The organism is Bacillus sp. SJS, from assembly GCF_000732485.2.
GTDB lineage: Bacteria > Bacillota > Bacilli > Bacillales > Bacillaceae > Metabacillus_B > Metabacillus_B sediminis.
In genome coordinates this window covers 1-24,958 of sequence record NZ_JAQV02000005.1, presented here as the reverse complement: position 1 = coordinate 24,958, position 24,958 = coordinate 1, and the positions used below count along the sequence as shown (strand labels likewise).

19 protein-coding genes, 1 pseudogene and 1 other annotated feature are annotated in these 24,958 nt (G+C 42.9%); of the genes and pseudogenes, 19 read left to right on the top strand and 1 reads right to left on the bottom strand.

Annotated elements, in window-relative coordinates; all coding sequences use genetic code 11:
- The first annotated feature begins 31 nt into the window (after nucleotides 1–31).
- From AS29_RS03260 to AS29_RS21540, 5 genes and pseudogenes are all read left to right on the top strand, one after another.
- Nucleotides 32–796, top strand: coding sequence for a tyrosine-type recombinase/integrase (locus AS29_RS03260; protein ID WP_035410809.1), 765 nt, complete (start codon nucleotides 32–34; stop codon nucleotides 794–796).
- Between the two features lie 111 nt (nucleotides 797–907).
- Nucleotides 908–1,510 (top strand): recombinase family protein, encoded by a 603-nt coding sequence (locus tag AS29_RS03255; protein ID WP_035410807.1) that lies wholly within the window; start codon nucleotides 908–910, stop codon nucleotides 1,508–1,510.
- A gap of 260 nt (nucleotides 1,511–1,770) precedes the next feature.
- Nucleotides 1,771–3,348 (top strand): GmrSD restriction endonuclease domain-containing protein, encoded by a 1,578-nt coding sequence (locus tag AS29_RS03250; RefSeq protein WP_035410803.1) that lies wholly within the window; start codon nucleotides 1,771–1,773, stop codon nucleotides 3,346–3,348.
- Nucleotides 3,349–3,547: 199 nt separating this feature from the next.
- Nucleotides 3,548–3,784, top strand: a complete 237-nt coding sequence (locus AS29_RS03245) for a hypothetical protein (RefSeq protein ID WP_035410800.1) — start codon at nucleotides 3,548–3,550, stop codon at nucleotides 3,782–3,784.
- Between the two features lie 165 nt (nucleotides 3,785–3,949).
- Nucleotides 3,950–4,204 (top strand): annotated as a pseudogene (locus AS29_RS21540) (recombinase family protein); the annotation flags it as partial.
- 630 nt (nucleotides 4,205–4,834) lie between these two features.
- Here the strand turns inward: AS29_RS21540 and AS29_RS03240 are convergent.
- Complete coding sequence (locus AS29_RS03240) at nucleotides 4,835–5,023, bottom strand: hypothetical protein (protein WP_035410798.1); 189 nt, start codon at nucleotides 5,021–5,023, stop codon at nucleotides 4,835–4,837.
- A 1,118-nt stretch (nucleotides 5,024–6,141) separates the two neighbouring features.
- Here AS29_RS03240 and ilvE point away from each other — a divergent pair.
- From ilvE to yihA, 14 genes are all read left to right on the top strand, one after another.
- Nucleotides 6,142–7,047 carry a branched-chain-amino-acid transaminase gene (gene ilvE / locus AS29_RS03235; RefSeq protein ID WP_035410797.1) on the top strand — a complete coding sequence of 302 codons (906 nt, stop codon included), beginning with the start codon at nucleotides 6,142–6,144 and terminating at the stop codon, nucleotides 7,045–7,047.
- Nucleotides 7,048–7,068: 21 nt separating this feature from the next.
- Nucleotides 7,069–7,311 (top strand) — a binding site (T-box leader).
- A 114-nt stretch (nucleotides 7,312–7,425) separates the two neighbouring features.
- Entirely contained in the window at nucleotides 7,426–9,147 is a 1,722-nt protein-coding gene (gene ilvB, locus AS29_RS03230) for an acetolactate synthase large subunit (RefSeq protein ID WP_035410796.1), read from the top strand.
- Nucleotides 9,144–9,659: an acetolactate synthase small subunit gene (gene ilvN, locus AS29_RS03225; RefSeq protein WP_035410795.1), complete on the top strand. Its 516-nt coding sequence runs from the start codon at nucleotides 9,144–9,146 to the stop codon at nucleotides 9,657–9,659. The genes ilvB and ilvN overlap by 4 nt, the downstream gene beginning before the upstream one ends.
- A gap of 15 nt (nucleotides 9,660–9,674) precedes the next feature.
- Complete coding sequence (ilvC, locus tag AS29_RS03220; protein WP_082883718.1) at nucleotides 9,675–10,715, top strand: ketol-acid reductoisomerase; 1,041 nt, start codon at nucleotides 9,675–9,677, stop codon at nucleotides 10,713–10,715.
- A complete protein-coding gene (locus tag AS29_RS03215) occupies nucleotides 10,702–12,246 on the top strand; it encodes a 2-isopropylmalate synthase (RefSeq protein WP_035410773.1) in 1,545 nt (514 codons plus the stop codon). Before ilvC ends, AS29_RS03215 begins: the two co-directional genes overlap by 14 nt.
- Before the next feature lie 19 nt (nucleotides 12,247–12,265).
- A complete protein-coding gene (gene leuB, locus AS29_RS03210; protein ID WP_035410770.1) occupies nucleotides 12,266–13,378 on the top strand; it encodes a 3-isopropylmalate dehydrogenase in 1,113 nt (370 codons plus the stop codon).
- A gap of 25 nt (nucleotides 13,379–13,403) precedes the next feature.
- Complete coding sequence (leuC, locus tag AS29_RS03205; protein WP_035410768.1) at nucleotides 13,404–14,807, top strand: 3-isopropylmalate dehydratase large subunit; 1,404 nt, start codon at nucleotides 13,404–13,406, stop codon at nucleotides 14,805–14,807.
- Between the two features lie 14 nt (nucleotides 14,808–14,821).
- Nucleotides 14,822–15,412, top strand: a complete 591-nt coding sequence (leuD, locus tag AS29_RS03200; RefSeq protein WP_035410765.1) for a 3-isopropylmalate dehydratase small subunit — start codon at nucleotides 14,822–14,824, stop codon at nucleotides 15,410–15,412.
- A 132-nt stretch (nucleotides 15,413–15,544) separates the two neighbouring features.
- Nucleotides 15,545–16,576: a tetratricopeptide repeat protein gene (locus AS29_RS03195; protein WP_035410762.1), complete on the top strand. Its 1,032-nt coding sequence runs from the start codon at nucleotides 15,545–15,547 to the stop codon at nucleotides 16,574–16,576.
- A gap of 173 nt (nucleotides 16,577–16,749) precedes the next feature.
- Nucleotides 16,750–18,036, top strand: coding sequence for a trigger factor (tig, locus tag AS29_RS03190; RefSeq protein WP_035410759.1), 1,287 nt, complete (start codon nucleotides 16,750–16,752; stop codon nucleotides 18,034–18,036).
- A gap of 443 nt (nucleotides 18,037–18,479) precedes the next feature.
- Nucleotides 18,480–19,745 carry an ATP-dependent protease ATP-binding subunit ClpX gene (gene clpX / locus AS29_RS03185; RefSeq protein WP_035410756.1) on the top strand — a complete coding sequence of 422 codons (1,266 nt, stop codon included), beginning with the start codon at nucleotides 18,480–18,482 and terminating at the stop codon, nucleotides 19,743–19,745.
- A gap of 258 nt (nucleotides 19,746–20,003) precedes the next feature.
- The gene (gene lonB / locus AS29_RS03180; RefSeq protein WP_035410753.1) at nucleotides 20,004–21,650 is read left to right on the top strand and encodes an ATP-dependent protease LonB; all 1,647 of its coding nucleotides are present in this window, start codon (nucleotides 20,004–20,006) and stop codon (nucleotides 21,648–21,650) included.
- A gap of 183 nt (nucleotides 21,651–21,833) precedes the next feature.
- Nucleotides 21,834–24,158 carry an endopeptidase La gene (lon, locus tag AS29_RS03175; protein WP_035410752.1) on the top strand — a complete coding sequence of 775 codons (2,325 nt, stop codon included), beginning with the start codon at nucleotides 21,834–21,836 and terminating at the stop codon, nucleotides 24,156–24,158.
- Nucleotides 24,155–24,745, top strand: coding sequence for a ribosome biogenesis GTP-binding protein YihA/YsxC (gene yihA, locus AS29_RS03170; RefSeq protein ID WP_035410749.1), 591 nt, complete (start codon nucleotides 24,155–24,157; stop codon nucleotides 24,743–24,745). Before lon ends, yihA begins: the two co-directional genes overlap by 4 nt.
- Nucleotides 24,746–24,958 lie beyond the last annotated feature (213 nt).

Below are 24,958 nucleotides of genomic sequence, written 5' to 3'. Positions count from 1 at the left end.
TAACGCTAAATGATATAGGAGGTTTTTTTGTATGACCAAACGCAAGGGACTGTTAGATGTTAAAGTGGATGTTAAAGATCTTTTAGAGAGGGTGTCCAATTCGCTCTCTACTGCTTCTAAATCATCTATTGAACAAACACTAGCATCCAAAGACTTGATGTCAATTACAACCGCTCTTGAGACGATTACAATGCAAATGAAGGTAAGCGGTAATAGAAGCCGAACAATAAGTGATTATGCCCTTCATGTGGAACATTTTCAAAGGATAACAAATGTACAATATGTTTCTGATATCACAGTGGATTCGATCTATAAATGGTTAGATAGCATGAATGTAAGTAATCAGACCAAACTTACTCGTTTAAAATGTTTGAAGGCATTTCTCTCCCGCTGCTTTGATAATGGCTGGATTGGACTTAAGTTTTGGAAGACAATCAATATCAAGGTTGATCAAAAGGTAAAAGAAGGGGCTACGGAGCGTGAGGTTAATATCCTGCTATCTTTACTCGATTTAGGGAGCTTCATTCAATTAAGGGATGCTGTGGCCGTTTTGGTGATGTTTAAAACTGGTATCCGTATTAATACCCTGAATCAGCTAGAAGAGAGGCATATTGACTTAAATAACAATGTTCTTAACTTAAAAGGAAGCATTATGAAAAATTATCTGCAAATTAAACTCCCATTTGATGAATTCCTAAAAAGTATGTTAATGGTTTTGATTAACCATAATGCAGTGATTAGGAAGGAATATGGCAAGCAAAATAGCATTTTACAAAGCGATAGAATAAGAGTTTGAATAGTATCATATGGTGTTAAATTGTTTTTTTGGAACGTATCATAATTGTTGTTTACCTTTTGAAACTAATTCGGTAACATAAGATTATCAAATAACAAGGTGGAAATAACAATGGACAACAAAGAATTCGGATATGTAAGAGTAAGTAGTAAAGACCAAAATGAGGCACGGCAATTTGAAAATATGTATGCTCTTGGAATTGATGAACGTGATATTCATATCGATAAGCAAAGTGGTAAAGACTTCAACAGACCTCAATACCAAGCTTTGAAACTGCGTATGCGTAAAGGGGATACATTATACATTCATTCTTTAGATAGGCTAGGTCGCAACAAAGAGATGATTCTAAACGAGTGGAAAGAAATAACACAAAACATCAAAGCACATATTGTTGTACTTGATATGCAATTATTGGACACCCGCAAATACAATGATTCAATCGGTTCTTTTGTTGCTGACTTAGTATTACAGGTATTATCTTGGGTTGCTGAGGAGGAGAGAACTAAAATTAAGACTCGTCAAGCTGAAGGTATTGCTTCTGCAAAGGTACAAGGCAAACATCTTGGAAGACCTAAAACATCTATCACAGCAGAGTTTGAGCAGGCTTATAAGGACTGGAAAAAAGGGAATATCACTGCCGTTGAAGCAATGAAAAATTCAAATATGACTAAGGCTACATTCTATCGCAAGGTAAAGGAATATGAACCAAGCTAGGAGACTCCCAAACCGAGGAGTCTCTTTTCTTTTGGTAATGATATGGGGGGGGCATATTTTCCACACTTTTATGGGGTGCAAAGTAAGGATATACCCTCTGTACCCTCATCCACACATCACGAATAATCCGAAACGAAGAAGGAATTAACCGTTCATAGTCTATTACACTATGATACAGAATTCAGAGAATCATAATATGAAAAATAAGAAAAAAATGGTAACATTAAGAGATAATACATAATTCATAGGAGGTAATTCCCATGGCAGATCCCATTTCTATTAGAAGTATAATAAATAAGGTAGTTTCTGGTGAAATACGCATTCCTTCTTTTCAAAGGTATTACGTTTGGACATCTGAACAAGTAGCTTTCCTTTTAGATAGCTTATACAAAGGTATACCTATTGGTAACATTTTCCTATGGAAAACTAGTGAAAAACTTAAAATAGAAAAAGACTTTGGTAACTTCAGTTTACCTGACCCCGAAAAGGACTATCCAATTAAGTATGTATTAGATGGGCAGCAGCGATTGACATCATTATTTACCGTGTTCCAAAATGTTTTAGAACCGACAAAACAGAATCATAATTGGGTTGATATTTATTTTGATTACATAGCCGATGAAAATATGCAGGATAGCCTATTTATACCTCTTGCAGAAGGGGAAGTAGACACGAATCGTCATTTCCCAATGAGTGCAATGTTTGACTCGGTGAAGTATAGAAAAGCTACAGCAGAAATAAATGAAGAGTATATTGAAGTAATTGACAAAGTACAAGAACGGTTTAAAGAAGTTATGATTCCTGTTCAAGAGATAGAAACCGAAGATAAAGGAAAAGTAGCTATAGTCTTTGAGAGAATAAACAGAGCGGGGACAGAATTAGATACTTTTCAACTTTTAACAGCTTGGACTTGGAGTTCTGAATTTGACTTACAAGACCAGATTGATAAGCTAGTAGATGAATTGGATGAATTTGGATTTGGTGATATATCAGAAGATAAAGACTTACTATTAAAGTGCTGTAGTGGTGTGATTTTAGGTGAAGCTTCACCACAATCCATAATGTCCCTAAATGGTGAGGAAGTGAGAAATAACTTTGAAAAAATAAAAAATGGAATAAAGGCTACTATTGATTTCCTTCAAAGAGAGTTAAATATAGAGTCAATAGACGTAATGCCCTATACATCAATGATTGTAAGTTTAACACGCTTTTTTGCGTCAGATAGAAAAAATGGAAGTCTTTATACTGATAAACAAAGACGTGAATTATTACGTTGGTTTTGGAGGTCATGTTTCTCTCGTAGGTATACTAGCGGTGTAACACAAAAACATAAACAGGACTTACAGGCTATGGATAATTTAAAAGGTGATGAAAATCAAGTTATCTCAGATTTTGATTGCAATGTTAATACGAGTTTTTTTACGGAAAACCAATTTAATCTAGGTTCTGTTAACACAAAAACATATGTCATCACGCTTGCAAGCAAATCTCCTTCATCATTCATTTCTGGGGGAAACGTAAATTTAAGAAATGTATTGAAAAAAGCAAGTAGAAATGAATTTCACCATATTTTTCCTAAAAACTTTTTGAAAGGATTAGGTAAAAGTGATAAAGAAATAAATGTGTTAGCAAACCTTTGCTTTCTTAATAATGCAGATAATCAAACAATTAAGGATAAAGCACCTAGTGTTTATAAATGCTTGTTACCATCAGATAGACTTGAAGAAATATTAGAATCACATTTGTGTCCTGCGGATACTTTTGATTTAAATTATGAACAATTTATCGAAAAACGTTCGGAATTTCTTAAAGATTATGTAAGTGAATTCATAAAATAGAACATGGTGAAGGGAATTAATAATACTTTATTCAGTACATTAAAGGCAGCGGGTAAAATAACCACTGTGTTTTTGTTCTAGGAAAAAGAGTACGTTTTTTTGAAGGAAGAACTAGCAAAAACTTCTTTATAGACAATTAATTAGTCATAAAGTAAGATTTAATCATCATAGTTAATTTCTAGGAATAGAGGGGTGCTTAATGGAGAGATGGATATTACTACTTGATAAAAACGAATATGCGGTTTTTGACAATGAGTCTGAAGCTAATGAAGCATATAATAAAGCATTAAAAGATTATCCTTATGAAGGCTCGACGATTGAATTAGTGAAGGTTATCAAATCTACAGGCACACGTAAACTCAAACCATATACAGCAGGTTTGATTAAAAGATTTTTGAAAGACCAAAGCACTGGTCCGAAAAGAAAAGATAGTTAAGCATAAAAGACAGAGAGCATTTACAAGCCTCCTGTCTTTTGTTTTAGAGATGGAAACTATTATTGTAAAAAGGAGTGCGGATTTCCACCTTTTTGCCCTTCACAGTTTTGATAAGGTCATAGTGAGTATGTCCACACGTCATAAATTTCTGCGGAATCACTAATTCCACCAGGAAGACTGATTTTCAATATACTCAGTTCATTTGCAGAATTTGAATGAGATATGATTTTAGAACGTACTCAAGAAGGAAAGACATTGGCTAAGCAACGTGATGATTTCAGAGAGTGTAGACCAAGGAAACACTCTAAGCAGTAAGTACAACATGTCTTATAATTACTTAAGACTCAAACATACAAGGAAGTTGAAGCAATGACTGGAATAAAGAAGCGTACTCTGATTAACAGAAAGAACGAATTGAAGCAAAGCAGCTATAAGAGACTTCCCAACAAAGGAGTCTCTTTTCTTAAGTTGAGGATAGGGTGGATATCCACATTTTCACTGGGGGCAATAGGAAGGGTATACCCATAGTCGCTTCAACTACACACCATAAAAAAGAGATAACAATAGAAAAAGTTGTAATTCTGGTTTGAACTTGCTATCCCAAAATATATAACCCAGCTAGACTACTTTACAGTTTTCTATCACCACTTTATAATTGGAGATGAAGCTTTAACACTAGAAGTGGTTAGTGTTAGTTGAATATAAGTAATACATGATTAAATCAAGGTCCGCTGCATCTGTTGCTGCAATGTTCTTAACAACTGAAGTAGTTATTGTCGAAAAGCTAGCAGCCTTTTTAATAACACAATGTCCAACATAGATGTCTTTGGGTATTCATCACTAGTAGTAAGAATTCTATCTCCTTTTTGGAGGTAGAATTTTTTTTATAAAAATATTGTAATACTTTCTTTGGGGTTTTATACCAAAGAGGGTTGGATATCAATTGTAAAGATAGTAAGGAGTAATCCACCGTTTTTTTACGTTCATAATAAAATATCGATTTTATTCAAAACCAGCTTTATCTGATTTATGATTTTGTTGGACAAGTGATTAATCCTTATCCCATTCTTTGTTACAGTCTGGACATTTCCATTTAATAATCCGATCATCTTCGATACTACTGATACCAATTTTTCGTGTGAAATGGGAAGAACCATATACTTGCTGCGATTCTTTAGGAATAGGTTCTCCTTGTAAATCAGCTTTACAATATGGACAATAATCTTTGTTATCTCTCATGAAATCACTCCTTTAAATAGCAGATTTGAGTATATGTAAATCTGTACTACCTTTTCAATAGGGTTGTTTTCTACTTTATGAATGCTTGAATTATAAATCGTGGGCAAATATAATAGAAATAAAGTCAATCGGTCAAAGTTCGAAAAATGACCGTTATACATGAACGTGAACGAATAGCGAAATATAGGGTGCTGGCGGCGAAAGCCATAGTGGGAAGCTAAGGCGTCGGTCGGGAGTTCGAATCTCTCCTGGGACGTCCAAAGTCAACACAGTCAAAACTGTGCTTGCAGCAGAAAAAGGATACTAACGCAGATTAGATTACTGTGGTAGTATCCTTTTTTTATGCCTGAATTACTCTGTGAAAAAATGCAAATAATTTTCTTGATCTCATAAAGCCAGAGGATATGAAGCTCACTGACGGTCCAATTTTTTGACGTAAACACTGATAATTTTAAAAGCACTTAATGATTTTAATTATGTTTTTCTTTTAAAAAAATTAAGTTCAAGCACGATGATGATTTTTAACACCTGTTGATTGAAGTGGAGGGCGAGAGACTCCAGCGGGAGCAGCGGGACAGGTGAGACCCCGCAAGCGCCCGGCGCTGAAGAGGCTCACCGCCCGCCCCGCGGAAAGCGATCGCCCGCAGCGGAAATCAACAACCTAAGTTAAACAGTTCTTTTAAAGACGTTACATATTGCGAGGCACAATTAAATAAAGTACGAATATTAAATCCCGCTGATCAATTTTATTCAGCGGGATTTTTATTTTGCTGCAAAAGTATTATCGTATCTAATCCCGCCGATCCTTCCCCCTCCATAAAAATCCTGTCAAAAAACCCTGTCAGAAAAAAGTACAAAAAAATTGCAAAAAAGCTTTTCCTATAACAGCGCGGATGTAAGCGTATACAAATAGTTTAATTAATCTAAATTATCAGTTAATTCGGAAAAAGGGTGTTGACTCTCGACTTGAACGGGCGTAAGATAGGTTCAAACATTCAATACACGGCAACGTGACAACTTAAAATCATCCATATAACAATCGTTATAGGATCTTTTTTTACAACTAATTATGTATTGATTTAAAGCGTCTTATCATTAAAGGAAAGGTGTGACCAGGCATGAGTGATCAATGGATCTTCTTGAACGGTGAATTCGTACGGAAGGAAGATGCCAAGATTTCTGTATATGATCACGGATTCTTGTACGGAGACGGCATTTTTGAAGGAATCAGGGTATACAACGGAAACATCTTCCGAATGAAAGAACATATGGACCGGCTATATGAGTCTGGAAAATCAATTTTACTCAATATGCCCTACAATCAGGAAGAATTAAGTGATCTTGTTATTAAAACGGTTGAAAAAAACGGATTGAGAGACGCCTACATCAGGCTTGTCGTATCAAGAGGGGTCGGAGATCTTGGACTGGATCCTTATAAATGCCCTTCAGCGAATGTGGTCATCATCGTAGAACCGCTGGCCATTTTTCCGAAGCATCTTTACGATACTGGAATCGATATCGTAACGGTCCCTACAAGGAGAAACCGCCCAGACGTTCTCAGCCCGAAAGTGAAATCACTGAACTACTTAAATAATATTCTCGTGAAAATAGAAGCACATCTGGCAAACGTAAGCGAAGCACTTATGCTGAACGATCAGGGCTATGTTGCAGAGGGCTCTGCCGATAATGTATTCATTTACAAAAACGGCAAGCTGCTTACCCCGCCGGGATATATTGGAGCATTGGAAGGAATCACGCGAAATGCCATTATTGATATCGCCAATGAACTGGGCTATAAAGTTTCGGAGGAGCCATTTACTCGACATGACGTTTACACAGCGGAGGAAGTATTCCTGACAGGAACCGCCGCAGAAGTCATTGCAGTTGTCAAAGTAGACGGCAGGGTCATTGGAAACGGAGTACCTGGAGAGCATACGAATTATCTGCTTGAAAAGTTTAGAAGAAAAGTCATTGAAGAAGGCGAAAAAGTAAATCTGCCTGATGAAAATCTTCACGTAAGCTAACGAACTATTAAAAATCCATACAGCAAAACAAAGACGAGGATAAGTAGGTATCCGAATACGCCATCTTCAGAGAGCCGGGTTGCTGGAAACCGGCGGTGGCAAGGGTAGTGAACTCACCTCGGAGTGCTCTTCTGAATTGAGTAGGAGGAGCCGGGTGCATCCGAAGCACTCGTTATTAAAATGAACATGATTGTTCCTGAGATGGCCTTAAAGCCATGAAAAAGGGTGGTACCGCGCAGAGTTTCTAACCTCTTCGCCCCTTTGATCCGATAAACACGGGTCTTATGAGGGGTGGAGAGGTTTTTATATTGCTTGACATTGTTCCCGCTGCAGAGAATTTAGGAATGAAACGCTTTTGAAAGAAGAGGAGGCATAAAAATGAAACTGCAAGTAGAGATGGATGAGGCACAGCTCGAACGCCCAGTTAGGATGACCGGAGGAAGCATGCTGATTGAAGCGCTGAAAAGAGAAAAGGTCGAGGTGCTTTTCGGATATCCCGGGGGAGCTGTCCTTCCGCTTTACGACAAACTGTATGGTTCAGGGCTGTTCCATATTCTGACGAGACATGAGCAAGGTGCCATTCATGCGGCTGAAGGGTACGCCAGAATTTCGGGGAGGCCGGGAGTAGTCATTGCTACATCCGGACCTGGGGCAACAAATCTCGTAACCGGACTTGCCGATGCGATGATTGATTCCCTTCCGTTAGTCGTTTTTACAGGTCAGGTAGCATCAACGGTTATCGGTTCCGATGCTTTTCAGGAAGCGGATGTGCTGGGCATCACTATGCCAATCACGAAACACAGTGTTCAGGTCAGGCATGTGGATGAACTGCCGATTGCCATCAAAGAAGCGTTTCACATTGCTACTACAGGAAGACCAGGACCGGTACTAATTGATATTCCGAAAGACATCGCCGTATCAGAAGGGGAATTTAAATACGACCAGGAGCTTGAATTGCCGGGCTATCAGCCTGTTACAGAGCCGAATCATTTGCAAATCAGGAAGCTTGTGGAGGCGGTTAGCCGGGCAAGAAAACCTGTCATTCTGGCAGGAGCGGGCGTTTTGCATGCTAAAGCGTCTGAAGATTTGAAAAATTATGCCGAGCAGCAGGATATTCCCGTCGTTCATACTCTTCTTGGCCTTGGCGGGTTCCCGGCAGACCATAGGCTGTTTCTCGGCATGGCGGGAATGCATGGAACGTATACGGCCAATATGGCGCTCTATGAATGCGATCTTCTCATCAATATCGGGGCGAGGTTTGATGACCGGCTGACAGGAAACCTGGATGACTTCGCAAAATATGCCACGGTTGCCCATGTGGATATTGACCCTGCTGAAGTCGGGAAAAATGTACCGGCGCATATACCGGTTGTTGGAGACGCGAAAAGGGTGCTGCAGGAACTCATTCATCAGAACGGAAAGAAAGCGCAAGCGGCAGAATGGCTTGCAAAACAGGACGAATCCAAAAAAGAATTCCCGCTATGGTATGGAGAATCAAAAGATGTGATCAAGCCTCAAAAACTGATGGAAATGGTTTATGAGAACACCGAAGGAAATGCAATTGTCACGACGGATGTCGGACAGCATCAAATGTGGGCAGCTCAGTTTTATCCATTTAAAACAGCCGACAGCTGGGTGACGTCGGGCGGGCTCGGAACAATGGGCTTCGGACTGCCATCTGCAATCGGGGCACAGCTCGCGGATCGGAGCAGAAAAGTAGTGGCTGTTCTGGGAGACGGCGGTTTTCAGATGACCTTGCAGGAGCTTTCCGTTATTTACGAACTTCAGCTTCCGATAAAGATTATTATCTTAAACAACGAATCTCTCGGAATGGTTAGGCAGTGGCAGGAAATCTTCTACGAAGAACGCTACTCCCATTCAAAATTCGTATCGCAGCCGAACTTCAATAAGCTTGCAGAAGCATACGGAATTAAGGGGCTGACAATTACAAATATGGCAGAGGCTGAAGCAGAACTTAAAAATGCCCTCTGTTCAGAAGAGCCGATGCTGATCAATGTCCTGGTTGAAAAGGAAGAAAACGTTTATCCGATGATTGCTCCAGGCAAAGGAATTCATCAAATGACAGGGGTGAAACCGTGAAACGAATCATTACCATCACCGTGCTGAATCGGCCTGGTGTGCTGAACCGGATCACCGGACTTTTTACTAAACGCCTATATAACATCGAAAGCATCACGGTTGGCCATACCGAGACTGAAGGGGTTTCAAGGATTACCTTTACGGTCGAGGTTGAAGATCATAATCAGATCGAACAGCTCACAAAGCAGCTAAACAAGCAAATACATGTTTTGAAAGTAACAGACATGACCAATCAGAATGTAGTGGCAAGAGAGCTTGCCCTTATAAAAGTGAGCTCTCCGGCCGCAAGCAGACTGGAAATATACGGAATTATTGAACCGTTCCGGGCATCAGTCATTGATGTCGGGAAAGAAAGTCTCGTCATTCAGGCGACAGGTGAACCGGGTAAAGTTGAAGCGCTCATCGATCTGCTGAAACCATATGGAATTAAAGAGGTTGCAAGAACAGGAACCACCGCATTTACAAGGAGCAGCAAACGGAATACATCTGAAAAAGCAACGTTTATTGTTTAACAAAACCAATTCGAAATGGAGAGATGGACAATGGCAAAGGTTTACTATAACGGGGATGTAAATGAACAGGCACTTCAAGGGAAAAAAATCGCGGTAATCGGATACGGCTCTCAAGGTCATGCTCATGCACTGAATTTGAAAGAAAGCGGACTGGATGTAGTTGTAGGTGTCAGAAAAGGCGGTTCATTTGAAAAAGCAAAACAGGATGGACATCAGGTTTTTACAGTGAGGGAAGCAGCTGAATCGGCTGATGTCATCATGGTCCTGCTGCCGGATGAACAGCAAGCGAAGGTATATGAGAATGAAATTAAAGACGCGCTTGAACCAGGAAAGTCATTGGTTTTTGCCCATGGATTTAATATTCACTTCCATCAGATCGTGCCGCCTGAATTTGTAGATGTATTCCTTGTTGCACCGAAAGGTCCGGGACACCTTGTACGGAGAACCTATACTGAAGGGGCAGGTGTTCCAGCGCTGTTTGCGATCCAGCAGGATGTTTCCGGAAAAGCCCGGGATACAGCCTTAGCTTATGCAAAAGGAATTGGGGCCGGCCGTGCGGGAGTTCTTGAAACAACGTTTAAGGAAGAAACGGAGACGGATTTGTTTGGAGAACAGGCGGTATTGTGCGGCGGTTTGACGTCCCTTGTAAAAGCTGGATTTGAAACACTGGTAGAAGCGGGATACCAGCCGGAACTTGCTTACTTTGAGTGTATGCATGAGCTGAAATTAATCGTGGACCTCATGTATGAAGGCGGCTTGGAAGGGATGAGATACTCTGTTTCAGACACAGCACAATGGGGTGATTTTGTTTCAGGACCAAGAGTTGTGGATGCCAAAGTAAAAGAGTCCATGAAAGCGGTTCTTGAAGACATTCAGTCCGGAAGATTTGCGAAGGAATGGATTGTTGAAAACCAGGTGAACCGTCCTCAATTTAACGCGATCAATAAGAATGAAAACGAGCATCAGATTGAAAAAGTAGGAAGAGAACTTAGAAGCATGATGCCGTTCGTCAAGCCAAAAGCAAAAGAGGCGGTGACCGCTGGTGCGGAAAATTAATGTATTTGACACAACCTTAAGAGATGGTGAACAGTCAGCCGGCGTCAATTTGACGTTTGGAGAGAAGCTTGAAATCGCAAGGCAGCTTGAAAGACTCGGGGTGGATATTATGGAGGCGGGATTTCCTGCTTCCTCCAAAGCGGAGATGAAGAGTGTCAGAGAGATCGCCCGCACAATCCGCAGCTGCTCCGTCACCGGCCTTGCAAGGTCCGTTAAAGGGGATATAGACACCGCTTGGGAAGCACTTAAAGACGGGGCTGATCCAAGATTGCACGTTTTCCTTGCAACCTCCCCAATCCATAGAGAATATAAGCTGAAAAAATCGAAGGAGCAGGTCATCGAAGCAGCAGTTGAAGCGGTCAAATACGCGAAGACCTTTTTCCCGATTGTTCAGTGGTCAGCGGAAGATGCATGCAGAACGGAGCTTGATTTTTTAAGCGAAATTGTTGCCGAAGTCATTAAAGCGGGAGCAGATGTTGTAAACATCCCGGATACAGTCGGCTATATACATCCAAAAGAATACGGAGAAATTTTCTCTCATTTAAAAAGACATGCAGATGGCATTGACCGGGTCATTCTCTCGGCTCATTGCCATAACGATCTTGGAATGGCTGTTGCGAACTCCCTTTCTGCCATTGAACATGGTGCCGGTCAAATAGAGGGGACCATCAACGGGATTGGAGAACGGGCAGGAAATGCAGCTCTGGAAGAAATTGCAGTTGCCTTGAAAATTAGAGGAGATCACTATCAATCCTACTTTGATTTGAAGCTGGATGAAATCAAGCGGACAAGTGACATTGTCAGCAAATTGACCGGAATGGCCGTTCCAGGCAATAAAGCGGTAGTCGGTAAGAATGCATTTGCCCACGAATCCGGTATTCATCAGGATGGAGTGCTGAAAGAAAAAACTACTTATGAAATTATTTCTCCGGAAATGGTCGGTGTTTCTTCTAACTCACTCGTCTTAGGAAAGCACTCCGGAAGGCATGCGTTTGGAGCGAGAATGAAGGAATTGGGCTTTACCTTAGAGGATAAAGAATTAAAACGAGCTTTTGACCGGTTCAAAGACTGGTCTGAGAAAAAGAAAGAATTCACGGACGCTGATCTTATTTCTATATTAATGGAGGAAAAAGCGGCAAACGGTGCCTGCGGGTATGAATTAATGACTCTGCAAGTACAGTTCGGAACGTCGAATATAACGACAGCAGCGGTAACGCTCAAAGACCGGAACAAGGCCGTCATTCAGGAAGCCGCCACCGGGGCAGGAAGTGTAGAGGCGATTTACAACACGCTGGAACGCTGTATTGGTGCACCGGTCCATTTGAAGGACTACCGGATTCAATCCAACAGCAGCGGCAGAGACGCACTTGCAGAGGTTTATGTGAAAGTTGAATTTAAAGGAATTGAAACGAGTGGACGCGGAATGGCGCAGGATGTACTGGAAGCGTCAGCGCGTGCTTATGTAAATGCTGTGAACCGGGTGCTTTTGTTCAGTCAGGAAGAGCAGGAAGCCATCAAGATGCCAGTCTAAACGAAATGGGGGATGAATCATGAAGAAAACAATCGCAATGCTGCCGGGAGATGGAATTGGAAAAGAAGTGATGCAGGGTGCACAGGAAGTCTTGTCCGTCATTGCCGAACAGTTTGGCCATGAATTTATCTTTACATCCGGATTAATTGGCGGTTCCGCCATTGATCAGCGGGGAGTTCCGCTTCCTCCTGAAACCCTTGAGCTTTGCCGGAACGCGGACGCTCTTATGCTTGGCGCAGTAGGGGGCCCGAAATGGGACGGGGAGCCTCCGGAAAACAGACCGGAGAGAGGATTGCTTGCGCTTCGCAAAGAGCTTGGCCTATATGCTAATATCCGGCCTGTCAAAGCATATGAGTGTCTGACGGATCACAGCCCGTTTAAAAAATCGGTGCTGGATGGAGTGGATTTCGTTATTGTCAGGGAATTAACGGGCGGTTTGTATTTCGGGAAACCGAGTGAACGTTCCGGCAAGGGCGGAGCGGAAGCAGCGGTGGACACTCTTTTTTACACGAAGGAAGAAGTCAGACGGATTTTAACAGCTGCATTTGAAATGGCAGCCGGCCGAAGGAAAAAGGTCACGTCCGTAGACAAGGCCAATGTGCTGGAATCGAGCAGAATGTGGAGAGAAACCGCTGAAGAAGTGAAGGCGGGCTATCCGGATGTCGAGCTTGAGCATATGCTGGTCGACAATGCTGCCATGCAGCTTATTAAAAATCCTGCTCAATTTGATGTTCTCGTGACGGAAAATATGTTTGGCGATATTTTAAGCGATGAGGCTTCTGTATTAACAGGATCGCTCGGGATGCTTCCTTCTTCAAGCTTATCGCTGAACGGCCTCCATCTATATGAGCCGGTACATGGATCCGCTCCTGATATAGCCGGGGAAAATAAAGCCAATCCGCTCGCGATGATCTTATCGGCTGCGATGATGCTTCGCACTTCCTTCGGTATGGAGGAGGAAGCAAATGCGGTTGAACGCGCTGTCCAGCTTGTTTTGGATGCGGGAAAACGAACCGGAGATCTGGCATTTGAAAACGATCATCCGCTTACTACAGAAGAAATGATTGCTGAAATTAAAGAAGGACTGGCCGATGATAATGCCATTCTTCATATTATGGAAGCTTACGCTTAAAAGCTGAAAAAGGAGGAGGAGAAACATGAAACGAAGAACGCTTTTTGAAAAACTGTGGGATCAGCATGTTGTCTATAAAGAAGAGGGGAAACCGGATCTTCTCTACATTGACCTGCATCTCATTCATGAAGTAACCTCTCCGCAGGCATTCGAAGGACTTCGGACAAAAAACAGGAAGGTTAGAAGACCGGATCTGACCTTTGCTACCATGGACCATAATATTCCTACCGTCAATCGGACCGTTATAAAGGATGAAACTGCAAGAAATCAAATTAGTGCTCTGGAAAGGAATTGCCGGGAGTTCGGTGTGGAGCTTGCCGATATGGAAAGTGAAGATCAGGGGATTGTTCATGTCATTGGACCTGAGCTTGGATTGACCCTTCCCGGGAAAACAATTGTATGCGGAGACAGCCACACTTCAACACACGGTGCATTTGGTGCTCTGGCATTTGGAATCGGAACGAGTGAAGTGGAGCACGTTTTTGCGACTCAGACGCTTTGGCAGCAAAAGCCAAAAACCCTGAACATTCAAATTGACGGGGAACTGGGAGAAGGGGTTACGGCAAAAGACGTAATCCTTTATATCATCGGGAAATACGGGGTGCGTTTCGGAACGGGGTATGTCATTGAATACAGCGGAAGTGTTATCCGCAGCCTTTCAATGGATGAGCGGATGACCATTTGCAACATGTCCATTGAAGCAGGTGCCAGAGCTGGATTGATTGCTCCTGATGAAACGACTTTTTCTTATATAAAAGGCAGAAAGTACGCGCCTAAAGGCGAAGCGTTTGAACGGGCAGCCGAACAATGGAAGCAGCTTGCCTCAGATGAAGGAGCTGTTTACGATAAAACAGCCGTCATTCATGGAGATGATATCGGACCGATGATCACATGGGGGACGAACCCGGGAATGGCTTTATCTGTTGACAAGCATGTTCCGATGCTAGATTCCTATTTAACAAAGGAAGAAAAGCGGGAAGCGGAGCGCGCCTATTTTTATATGGATCTTACTCCGGGCCAGCCGCTTGAAAACCTTCCTGTTCAGCACGTTTTCATCGGTTCCTGCACAAACTCCCGTATTCATGATCTTAGGGAAGCTGCGGCCTTCGTGCAGGGAAAAAAAGTAGCCTCAACGGTCAGGGCTATGGTCGTCCCGGGCTCTGAAGCAGTCAAGCGCAAGGCGGAAGAAGAGGGACTTGATGCCATATTCACAGCAGCAGGCTTTGAATGGAGGCATTCAGGCTGCAGCATGTGCTTAAGTATGAACGATGATGCAGTTCCAGAAGGAGAACGGTGCGCCTCTACGTCCAACAGGAATTTTGAAGGACGTCAGGGAAAAGGGGCACGCACCCATTTAGTAAGTCCGATTATGGCCGCTGCGGCAGCGGTTTACGGGCAGTTTACAGATATACGGAAAAATATCGGATAAGGAGGGAGATCTTCATGCTTCAGCCGTTTCTTCTTCATAAAGGAAAAGTTGCAGTTCTCGATCGAGACAACGTCGATACCGATCAGATTATTCCGAAACAGTTTTTAAAACGGATTGAAAGAACGGGCTATGGCAGATTTGCCTTCTATGACTGGCGCTATAAAGAGGATTATGAGCCAAATCCTGATTTTGAATTAAACAGGCCTGAATTTGCGGGAGCGACGATTTTGGCTGCCGGAGAAAATTTCGGGTGCGGATCCTCGAGGGAACATGCGCCATGGGCCTTAGGCGATTACGGCTTCAAAGTCATCATTGCCCCGTCCTTTGCAGATATTTTCCATCAGAACTGCCTGAAAAACGGCATTCTTCCGATTCGACTGGAAAAAGAAAAAATTACGGAATTTATGGAAAAAGCCAATAGCGGGGGAGTGGAGCTCACCGTTAATTTGGCCGACCAGACAATCTGGGCGGATACAGGATTGGCAGCCGCCTTCGAAATCGATCCCCATTGGAAGGATATGCTGATCAATGGAAGAGACGAAATCGCTTATACACTCATCCATGAGGACAGAATTCGCCAATTTGAAGAAAGCCGGATTGTATAATGGGAGATAGGTGCAAAGCATTTACTGCTTTGCACCTTTTTGCTGGCTGCAGCCGGGACTCCTTGCTGCTTGTGTTCCGTTCAGCACATTGGTAAACTTGTAACAAAAATGAACGCGGAGTTGGTCTGATTCATGAGTGAAGACAAAAAATCAAAGATCATTCCATTTCCAAACCTGAAGGAGCGCCTCGTCGACAAGGGGATGGAAGCTTTGAAAAAGAAACAGTTCCAGGATGCACTGGAATTTTTCTCGGAAGCAAGAAATATGGATGAAGATCAGGCTGAAATACAGCTTGGAATTGCTTTGTGCCTTATGGAAATGGGGGAGCTGCACGAAGCAGGCAAAGTATGCAAAAAAATGCTGAATGAAGACATCGGCCAGTATTTTACTGTGCTGCAGGTATATTTGACGATTCTAATTCAGCTGAGGGAATATAACGAAGTCCAAACGACAATCGAAGCCGTTTTACAGGAGAATCAGCTTCCGGCAGAAAGTGCAGAGCAATTTTACAGATTGCTTGATTTTAGCCGTCGGATGAGCGGCTCTGAGCAGGATGCCGGATTGGAAGAAGAGGAGTCTTTCAGCTACGAGCCTGATGATTGGACAGAATCAGAAACATTTATGGCGGATCCCTCCCGGCAGATTGAATATATTCAATCGATCCGTGACCGGAACGTAGCAAAGCATATGCCTACACTGAGATCTCTTTTGGAGCATACTCATGCCCACCCGGTCATTAAAACAATGATTCTGCAGGTGCTCATGGAGCATGAGGTGGAAAAAAGCGTTACGATTGAGAAGTTTGAGGATGTGCTGACCGTTGTGCCTGCTTCTTTGTCAGACCTATCTGATACACCTTTTGCCAAAAAGGTGCTAATTTTACTTGATGATGTACTTGGAGCTGAAAACCCGGCTCTATTTGAAGCGGTAAAAGAGCTGTGGATCCGTCACCTGTTTGTTCTGTTCCCTTTCCTGCCAAAGCCTGCTGATGCTTCCCTTTGGGCTGCAGCTCTTCATAAGGCTGGTTATGAAATGCATGGAATCGATATTGATGAAGAGGAGATTGGAAATATGTATCGCATTCCTCCTTTTCAGCTGGCAGATGCTTGCAGCAGGATCTTTCAGATTGAAAAAATGTCATATCTGGATCATGGGCCTGTCTAATTTAGAAAAATATTGGAATAGGTTGAAACCAAGTCATTCTGTGTTATAATGAAATGGTTTCATATCGTGATGTGGAGCGGAAAACGCTCGATTTACATAATGCAGCTGATGTTGCTGCTGATTTAATGAATCATGAAACTAACCACATACTATAGATTTTTGGAGGGAAACGCATGTCTGCTAAATGGGAAAAACTTGAAGGTAATCAAGGGATTTTGACTGTTGAAGTGGATGCTGAAACTTTCGACAACGCTTTGGACGAAGCATTTAAAAAAGTCGTACAGCAAGTATCCATTCCTGGCTTCCGCAAAGGGAAAGTTCCGCGCAGCCTGTTTGAACAACGTTTTGGAGTAGAATCATTGTATCAGGACGCACTCGATATTCTTCTTCCGGTTGAATACGGAAAAGCAATTGACGAGACTGCAATCGAACCAATCGACCGCCCTGAAATTGACATCGATTCAATGGGTAAAGGTGAAACACTTACTTTCACAGCAAAAGTAACAGTGAAGCCTGAAGTGAAACTTGGGGATTACAAAGGCCTTGAAGTTGACAAGGACGATGCTGAGGTAACAGACGAAGATGTAGATCAGGAATTAAAGCAGCTTCAAGAGCGCCAAGCTGAGCTTGTTGTGAAAGAAGATGGCAAGATTGAAGATGGAGACACAGTTGTAATGGACTTCGAAGGCTTCGTAGATGGTGAAGCATTTGAAGGCGGACAAGCGGACAACTATTCTCTTGAAATTGGATCCGGTTCTTTCATTCCAGGTTTCGAAGAGCAGCTTGTAGGACTTGAGACAGGTGCTGAGAAAGATGTGGAAGTAACATTCCCGGAAGAATACCACGCTGAAGAGCTGGCTGGAAAAGCGGCTACATTCAAAGTGAAAATTCATGAAATCAAAGCGAAGGAACTTCCAGAGCTTGACGATGAATTCGCTAAAGATGTTGATGAAGAAGTAGAAACACTTGAAGCGCTAAAAGCTAAAACGAAAGAGCGCCTTCAGGAAACACGCAAAACTGAAGCAGAAAACAAGCTTCGTGACGCACTTGTAGAAAAAGCTGCTGAAAATGCAGAAGTAGAAATTCCGCAAGTGATGATCGACAGCGAAGTAGAGCGCATGATGAAAGAATTCGAACAGCGTCTTCAAATGCAAGGGATGAACCTTGAACTGTACTTCCAATTCTCCGGTCAGGATGAAGAAGCACTGAAACAGCAAATGAACGAAGATGCTGCAAAACGTGTGAAATTCAACCTTACTCTTGAAGCGGTAGCTGCAGCAGAAAACCTTGAAGTAACGGATGCCGAAGTGGATGAAGAGCTTTCTAAAATGGCTGAAATGTATAACATGCCTGTAGATAGCATCAAACAAGCCCTTGGTTCAACCGACGCTGTGAAAGAGGATCTTAAAATCCGCAAAGCCATTGATTTCTTAGTGGAAAACAGCAAAAACGCTGCATAATATAAATTAGCTGACAGGGCGCGATTAGATCGTGCCCTGTTTTCTAAACAAAAGCTTTTGCAGAAAATGGCGACACATACTTAGAAGCAGGATCATTCCTAATTAATTGAAAACATGCTAAAATACATATACATACATCATTACATATCCCTTTCAGGGAACTCCGTGATTTACCTGCCGCATAAGTATGCAAAAGATGTTTTTTCTTCAAAATTTAGGGTAGGATATAGGAAAGCATACATAGCAGCAATTGATCTTCAAACATCTTAATATCCATCACCGCAGTGTTTATGTTAAAATGCAGTACATACTTGATTGACTTGCGATTCCTATACCTTATCGGAGAACAGCCCTCACGGATTATCTCTGTAAATGTACCATTTGTATTCGCTGATGGACGGGGTTTTGATCGTATGAAGAGATAAAGAATAAGGGGTGAAATAATGTTTAAATTTAATGATGAAAAAGGACAGCTTAAATGTTCATTCTGCGGAAAGACACAGGATCAAGTACGCAAGCTGGTAGCTGGACCGGGTGTTTATATATGTGACGAATGCATTGAGCTCTGCACGGAAATCGTTGAAGAAGAGCTTGGTACAGAAGAGGAAGTTGAATTTAAAGATGTTCCGAAACCTGCTGAAATCAGAGAAATTCTTGATGAGTATGTAATCGGACAGGATGCAGCGAAAAAATCATTGGCTGTAGCTGTATACAATCACTACAAGCGAATCAATTCTAGCAGCAAAATTGATGATGTTGAGCTTTCAAAGAGTAATATTGCCATGATCGGACCTACTGGGAGCGGTAAAACCCTACTTGCTCAAACATTAGCCAGAATTCTGAATGTACCATTTGCCATTGCGGATGCTACTTCTCTTACAGAGGCTGGGTATGTTGGTGAAGACGTAGAAAATATCCTTCTTAAGCTGATTCAGGCAGCAGACTATGATGTAGAAAAAGCTGAAAAAGGCATTATCTACATTGATGAAATTGACAAAGTGGCACGAAAATCTGAAAATCCATCGATTACTCGCGATGTTTCAGGTGAAGGCGTTCAGCAGGCATTGCTGAAAATTCTTGAAGGAACGGTTGCAAGCGTACCTCCGCAGGGCGGACGCAAGCATCCTCATCAGGAGTTTATTCAAATCGATACAACAAACATTCTCTTCATTTGCGGAGGAGCGTTTGATGGGATCGAACAGATTATCAAACGCCGTTTAGGCAAGAAGGTAATCGGTTTTGGATCAGATAATACGAAAGAAGAGCTGGATCAAAAAATGCTTCTTTCTAAAGTCCTTCCAGAAGATTTGCTTAAATTCGGTTTGATTCCAGAATTCATCGGCCGTCTACCGGTTATTTCAAGCCTGGAGCCGCTTGATGAAGGTGCGCTTGTTGAAATTTTGACAAAGCCTAAGAATGCCCTTGTTAAGCAATATCAGAAAATGCTTGATCTTGATGGAGTAGAGCTTGAGTTTGAAGAGGAAGCCCTGCTCGAAATCTCCAAAAAAGCCATTGAGCGTAAAACCGGAGCCCGCGGCTTAAGGTCCATCATTGAAGGACTTATGCTGGACGTTATGTTTGAACTGCCATCCCGTGATGATATTGAAAAATGTGTCATTACCGGAGCAACGGTTTCTGATCAGGTTCCGCCAAAGCTTGTTACAAATGATGGAACAGTGATTGAAAAAGATAAAAAGACTTCAGCTTAATCGCTGATATAAAGCCCGGGGCCTCCCGGGCTTTTTTATGTTTCTTAAAAAAATTTCTGCTGGCATTCCTCCTTATGTTACGGTCTCTTCCGCATCAAATGGTCATCCGTAAAACTCATCGTTTCCGACTGTAAATCTTTAAGCTTCGGGTTTATTCCTTTGAGGAGGGGGAGATACTAGATGGAGCAAGAAGCAGCAACATGGCTAAGAGAGGATGACTCTTTTACATAGAAAAAGGAAGCGGCAGGAGGGACCAATATGAGTTGGACAAGCATCGCACTGTTCGTGCAATTGTTTTTCGGCATTATCATCGGCCTGTATTTTTGGAATTTACTTAAAAGCCAAAGGACTCAAAAGGTTTCCATAGACAGGGAATCGAAAAAAGAAATGGAACAGCTTAGGAAGATGAGATCCATTCGTTTAAGTGAACCGCTATCGGAAAGAGTGCGTCCGAAGACGTTCGCAGACATTGTTGGACAGGAGGATGGCATTCGGTCCTTAAGTGCAGCGTTATGCGGCCCGAATCCTCAGCACGTGATCATTTATGGGCCTCCAGGAGTTGGGAAAACGGCGGCGGCAAGGCTTGTTTTAGAGGAAGCAAAACGAAATGGAAAATCGCCATTCAGGCCATCCGCAGTATTTGTAGAATTAGATGCGACCACAGCAAGATTTGATGAGCGGGGAATCGCCGATCCACTCATCGGCTCTGTTCATGACCCGATTTATCAAGGAGCAGGGGCAATGGGACAGGCTGGAATTCCTCAGCCCAAGCAGGGAGCAGTCACCCATGCGCACGGAGGAGTCTTGTTTATTGATGAAATTGGCGAGCTCCATCCTATCCAAATGAACAAGATGCTTAAAGTTCTGGAAGATCGAAAGGTTTTTCTGGAAAGTGCCTATTACAGTGAAGAAAATTCAAACATCCCGACGCATATTCATGATATTTTCCAAAATGGCCTGCCGGCGGATTTCCGTTTAATCGGAGCAACCACGAGAACTCCGAATGAGATTCCCCCTGCAATTAGATCCCGGTGTGTGGAAGTGTTCTTCCGGGAGCTTGACCAAGCAGAGCTGTCCATTGTAGCCAACAAAGCAGCTGTTAAAATTGGCATGAACGTGTCACCTCAGGGAATTGATTTGATGACCTCTTATGCGAGAAATGGACGGGAAATCGTCAATATGATGCAAATTGTTGCGGGCATGGCGATGAATGAGGACCGGGGTGAGGTGACCGTTAAAGATATTGAGTGGGTCATCCATTCCAGTCAAATGTCACCGAGATTTGACCGGAAAATCGGTCTTGAAGCCAAAGTTGGTCTAGTAAACGGCCTTGCGGTACATGGTCCTAATACAGGCTCCCTCTTAGAAATTGAGGTAATGGTTCTCCCTGCGAAAGATAAAGGCAGCGTAAACATTACCGGCATTGTAGAAGAGGAAAGCATTGGGGACCGTGGAAAATCGATTCGGAGAAAAAGTATGGCAAAAGGGTCAGTGGAAAACGTGATTACCGTCCTTAAGTCTATGGGTGTGGATGCGGAGAACTTTGAAATTCATGTTAACTTCCCTGGCGGCGTTCCGATTGACGGACCTTCAGCGGGAATTGCCATGGCGGCAGGTATTTTTTCAGCGATCCACAAAATCCCCATTGATCATACCATTGCGATGACTGGCGAAATCAGTATTCATGGTCATGTGAAGCCCATCGGCGGCGTTGTCCCGAAAATAAAAGCGGCAAAGCTTGCCGGTGCAAAACGAGTCATTATTCCGGCAGAGAACAGTCAGTCCATATTGGAAGACATACCTGGAATTACCATCATACCCGTATCGAATTTTCAGGAAGTCCTGGATCATGCACTGCTTGATCCTCCTGCTGAATTTTTGTTGAACGAGAAAAAATCAGTTTGAGTCTGCATATAGTAAATAGCGGTGAACCTCCAGGCAGCCTGGGGGTTTTCCTGTGCATAGAGAAGGCAGGTTCACTCGATGGGCAAAAATTAAACATCCAAATAGACACCCTATAAAGAATAAGTTAGAATTAGACAAGAACTCGCACATACTCTATCAAGAAAGAGACGGAGGTGCATAGGTATGGCGAATAATAATAAGGCAACCATTCCTTTGCTTCCATTAAGAGGGCTATTGGTCTACCCAACCATGGTTCTTCACTTGGATGTCGGCAGGGATAAATCAGTTCAGGCGTTGGAAACGGCCATGATGAACGATCACATGATATTTTTAGCTACACAAAAGGATATTTCTATAGATGAACCTGCAGAGGACGATGTGTACCGTGTAGGAACATATACGAAAATAAAGCAGATGCTGAAGCTTCCAAATGGAACAATCCGTGTGCTTGTTGAAGGCTTGGAAAGAGGAGAGATTCATTCTTTCCAGGAAGAAAATGATACGCTCATGGTTACGATTGAGACCTTGACGGACTCATCGAAAAAAGACGTGGAAAGTGAAGCGCTCATGAGAACGCTGCTTGAATACTTTGAGCAGTACATAAAGCTTTCCAAAAAGGTATCTGCGGAGACCTTTGCTTCTGTTGCAGACATAGATGAACCGGGCCGCGTGGCTGATCTTGTTGCATCCCATTTGCCTCTGAAGCTGAAGGAAAAACAGGAAGTCCTGGAGACTGTGGATATAAAAGACCGCCTGCACAAGGTGATCAGCATGATCAATAACGAAAAAGAAGTGCTGAACCTTGAAAAGAAAATTGGCCAAAGGGTTAAGCGGTCAATGGAACGTACGCAAAAGGAATACTACCTGCGCGAGCAAATGAAGGCCATCCAAAAAGAATTGGGCGACAAAGAAGGCAAAACGGGTGAAGTCTCCCTGCTGGCAGAAAAGATTGAACAGGCTGGCATGCCAGAAGAGATAAAAGCTGCAGCCGCAAAGGAACTCGACAGATATGAGAAGGTCCCTTCCAGTTCAGCTGAGAGCGCCGTCATCCGCAATTATATTGACTGGCTGCTATCTCTTCCTTGGTCAAATGCAACGGAGGACCGTCTTGATTTAAGAATTGCTGAAAAAATTCTCGATGAGGACCATCATGGACTGGAGAAAGTGAAAGAGCGGGTTCTGGAGTATTTAGCCGTTCAAAAGCTGACAAACTCGCTTAAAGGACCGATTCTTTGTCTTGCCGGACCTCCTGGGGTCGGGAAAACATCACTTGCCCGCTCGATTGCAAAATCACTGAACCGGAACTTCGTGAGGATTTCTCTTGGCGGTGTCAGAGATGAATCTGAAATTCGAGGCCATCGCCGGACCTATGTTGGAGCAATGCCGGGCCGTATCATCCAAGGAATGAAAAAAGCCGGCAGCATTAATCCGGTCTTCCTTCTGGATGAAATCGATAAAATGTCCAGTGATTTTAGAGGGGATCCTTCTTCAGCTCTGCTTGAAGTTCTCGATCCTGAGCAAAACCATAATTTCAGTGACCATTATATAGAAGAAACCTATGATCTATCGAAAGTTATGTTTGTTGCAACAGCGAATAACCTTGCAACGATTCCGGGTCCGCTCCGCGACCGCATGGAAATCATTACGATTGCCGGATATACAGAGCTTGAAAAAATCCAAATTGCTAAAGATCACTTAATGCCGAAGCAGCTCGAAGCTCACGGTCTGAAGAAGGCCAATCTTCAGGTGAAGGAAACAGCTCTTCAGAATATCGTGCGGTATTATACAAGAGAAGCGGGCGTGCGCGGAATGGAGCGCCAGCTTGCAGCTATTTGCCGTAAAGCGGCTAAAAAGATTGTTTCAGAAGAAAAGAAAAAAATTATTGTTACGGACAAAACGCTTCAGGATTATCTCGGGAAACAGATTTTCCGTTACGGCCAGGCAGAGATCGAGGATCAAATCGGAGTTGCCACCGGACTCGCTTATACAACGGTTGGAGGCGATACCCTATCAATTGAAGTATCCTTGTCCCCCGGAAAAGGAAAACTGATTTTAACCGGTAAGCTTGGAGATGTGATGAAGGAATCCGCTCAGGCTGCCTTTAGTTTTATCAGGTCCAGAGCAGAGAAATTGAATATTGATCCTGAATTCCATGAAAAGAATGATATCCATATTCACGTTCCAGAAGGAGCTGTACCAAAAGACGGGCCTTCAGCCGGTATTACAATGGCCACTGCTCTCATCTCCGCTCTTACAGGAAGACCTGTGAGGAAAGAGGTGGGAATGACAGGAGAAATCACCCTGAGAGGCCGTGTGCTTCCGATTGGCGGGTTGAAGGAAAAATCGCTGTCAGCCCACAGAGCAGGATTGAAAAAAATAATTTTGCCCAGAGAAAACGAAAAAGACTTGGAAGATATACCGGAAAGCATTCGCAACGATCTGACCTTTGTTTTAGTGTCCGACATTGAAGAAGTGCTTAAACATGCATTGACTGGAGAAACGAAATGAAAGTAACCTCATCAGAAATTGTAATAAGTGCTGTAAAACCCGAGCAATATCCAGATGGAGGTCTTCCCGAAATTGCGCTTGCAGGCAGGTCGAATGTTGGGAAATCCTCCTTCATCAACAAACTGCTGAATCGTAAAAATCTGGCCAGGACTTCCTCTAAGCCCGGGAAGACGCAAACCCTGAACTTCTATATTATTAATGAAGTGCTTCACTTTGTGGATGTACCAGGATACGGGTTTGCAAAAGTATCCAAGAGCGAGCGGGATGCATGGGGAAGAATGATCGAAACGTATTTAACGAACCGGGAAGAACTGAAAGCGGTCGTTCTCATTATTGATGTCCGTCATAAACCGACTAAAGATGATATCATGATGTACGATTTCCTTAAGCATTATGGAATCCCTGTTATTGTTGTCGCAACGAAAGCGGATAAAATTCCGAAAACGAAGTGGCAAAAGCACGTAAAGATCGTGGAAGAGGAATTGGACCTTGCTGAAGAAGACTCCATCGTACTATTCTCCGCTGAAACTGCCAAAGGCAAGGAAGAGGCGTGGGGAGCCATTAAGAGGCTGACTGGAGTCAAATAAAGAAGAGGTTGCCCATAAATTAGGCTGGTTTTGGCTGATTTCCGCTGCAGATTGCTTGCTTTCCGCGGGGCGGGCGGTGAGCCTCCTGATATGAACGAAACTGTCAAGGCCTCCACTCATTCTTCGGTTAGGTACTATTTTTGACCATGTTTAAGAAGAGAAGCTCATTTTGGCTTCTTTTTTTTTGCGGTATTTCGACAAACAGCGGTTTAA

What these genes read in the sequence shown, in the direction of transcription:
- lonB (WP_035410753.1), top strand. Translation starts at nt 20,004, where the DNA reads ATGAGTTGGACAAGCATCGCACTGTTCGTGCAATTGTTTTTCGGCATT.
- AS29_RS03260 (WP_035410809.1), top strand. Translation starts at nt 32, where the DNA reads ATGACCAAACGCAAGGGACTGTTAGATGTTAAAGTGGATGTTAAAGAT.
- leuD (WP_035410765.1), top strand. Translation starts at nt 14,822, where the DNA reads ATGCTTCAGCCGTTTCTTCTTCATAAAGGAAAAGTTGCAGTTCTCGAT.
- ilvC (WP_082883718.1), top strand. Translation starts at nt 9,675, where the DNA reads ATGGAGAGATGGACAATGGCAAAGGTTTACTATAACGGGGATGTAAAT.
- AS29_RS03245 (WP_035410800.1), top strand. Translation starts at nt 3,548, where the DNA reads ATGGAGAGATGGATATTACTACTTGATAAAAACGAATATGCGGTTTTT.
- ilvB (WP_035410796.1), top strand. Translation starts at nt 7,426, where the DNA reads ATGAAACTGCAAGTAGAGATGGATGAGGCACAGCTCGAACGCCCAGTT.
- AS29_RS03240 (WP_035410798.1), bottom strand. Translation starts at nt 5,023, where the DNA reads ATGAGAGATAACAAAGATTATTGTCCATATTGTAAAGCTGATTTACAA.
- clpX (WP_035410756.1), top strand. Translation starts at nt 18,480, where the DNA reads ATGTTTAAATTTAATGATGAAAAAGGACAGCTTAAATGTTCATTCTGC.
- AS29_RS03250 (WP_035410803.1), top strand. Translation starts at nt 1,771, where the DNA reads ATGGCAGATCCCATTTCTATTAGAAGTATAATAAATAAGGTAGTTTCT.
- tig (WP_035410759.1), top strand. Translation starts at nt 16,750, where the DNA reads ATGTCTGCTAAATGGGAAAAACTTGAAGGTAATCAAGGGATTTTGACT.
- leuC (WP_035410768.1), top strand. Translation starts at nt 13,404, where the DNA reads ATGAAACGAAGAACGCTTTTTGAAAAACTGTGGGATCAGCATGTTGTC.
- ilvE (WP_035410797.1), top strand. Translation starts at nt 6,142, where the DNA reads ATGAGTGATCAATGGATCTTCTTGAACGGTGAATTCGTACGGAAGGAA.
- lon (WP_035410752.1), top strand. Translation starts at nt 21,834, where the DNA reads ATGGCGAATAATAATAAGGCAACCATTCCTTTGCTTCCATTAAGAGGG.
- AS29_RS03255 (WP_035410807.1), top strand. Translation starts at nt 908, where the DNA reads ATGGACAACAAAGAATTCGGATATGTAAGAGTAAGTAGTAAAGACCAA.
- yihA (WP_035410749.1), top strand. Translation starts at nt 24,155, where the DNA reads ATGAAAGTAACCTCATCAGAAATTGTAATAAGTGCTGTAAAACCCGAG.
- AS29_RS03195 (WP_035410762.1), top strand. Translation starts at nt 15,545, where the DNA reads ATGAGTGAAGACAAAAAATCAAAGATCATTCCATTTCCAAACCTGAAG.
- leuB (WP_035410770.1), top strand. Translation starts at nt 12,266, where the DNA reads ATGAAGAAAACAATCGCAATGCTGCCGGGAGATGGAATTGGAAAAGAA.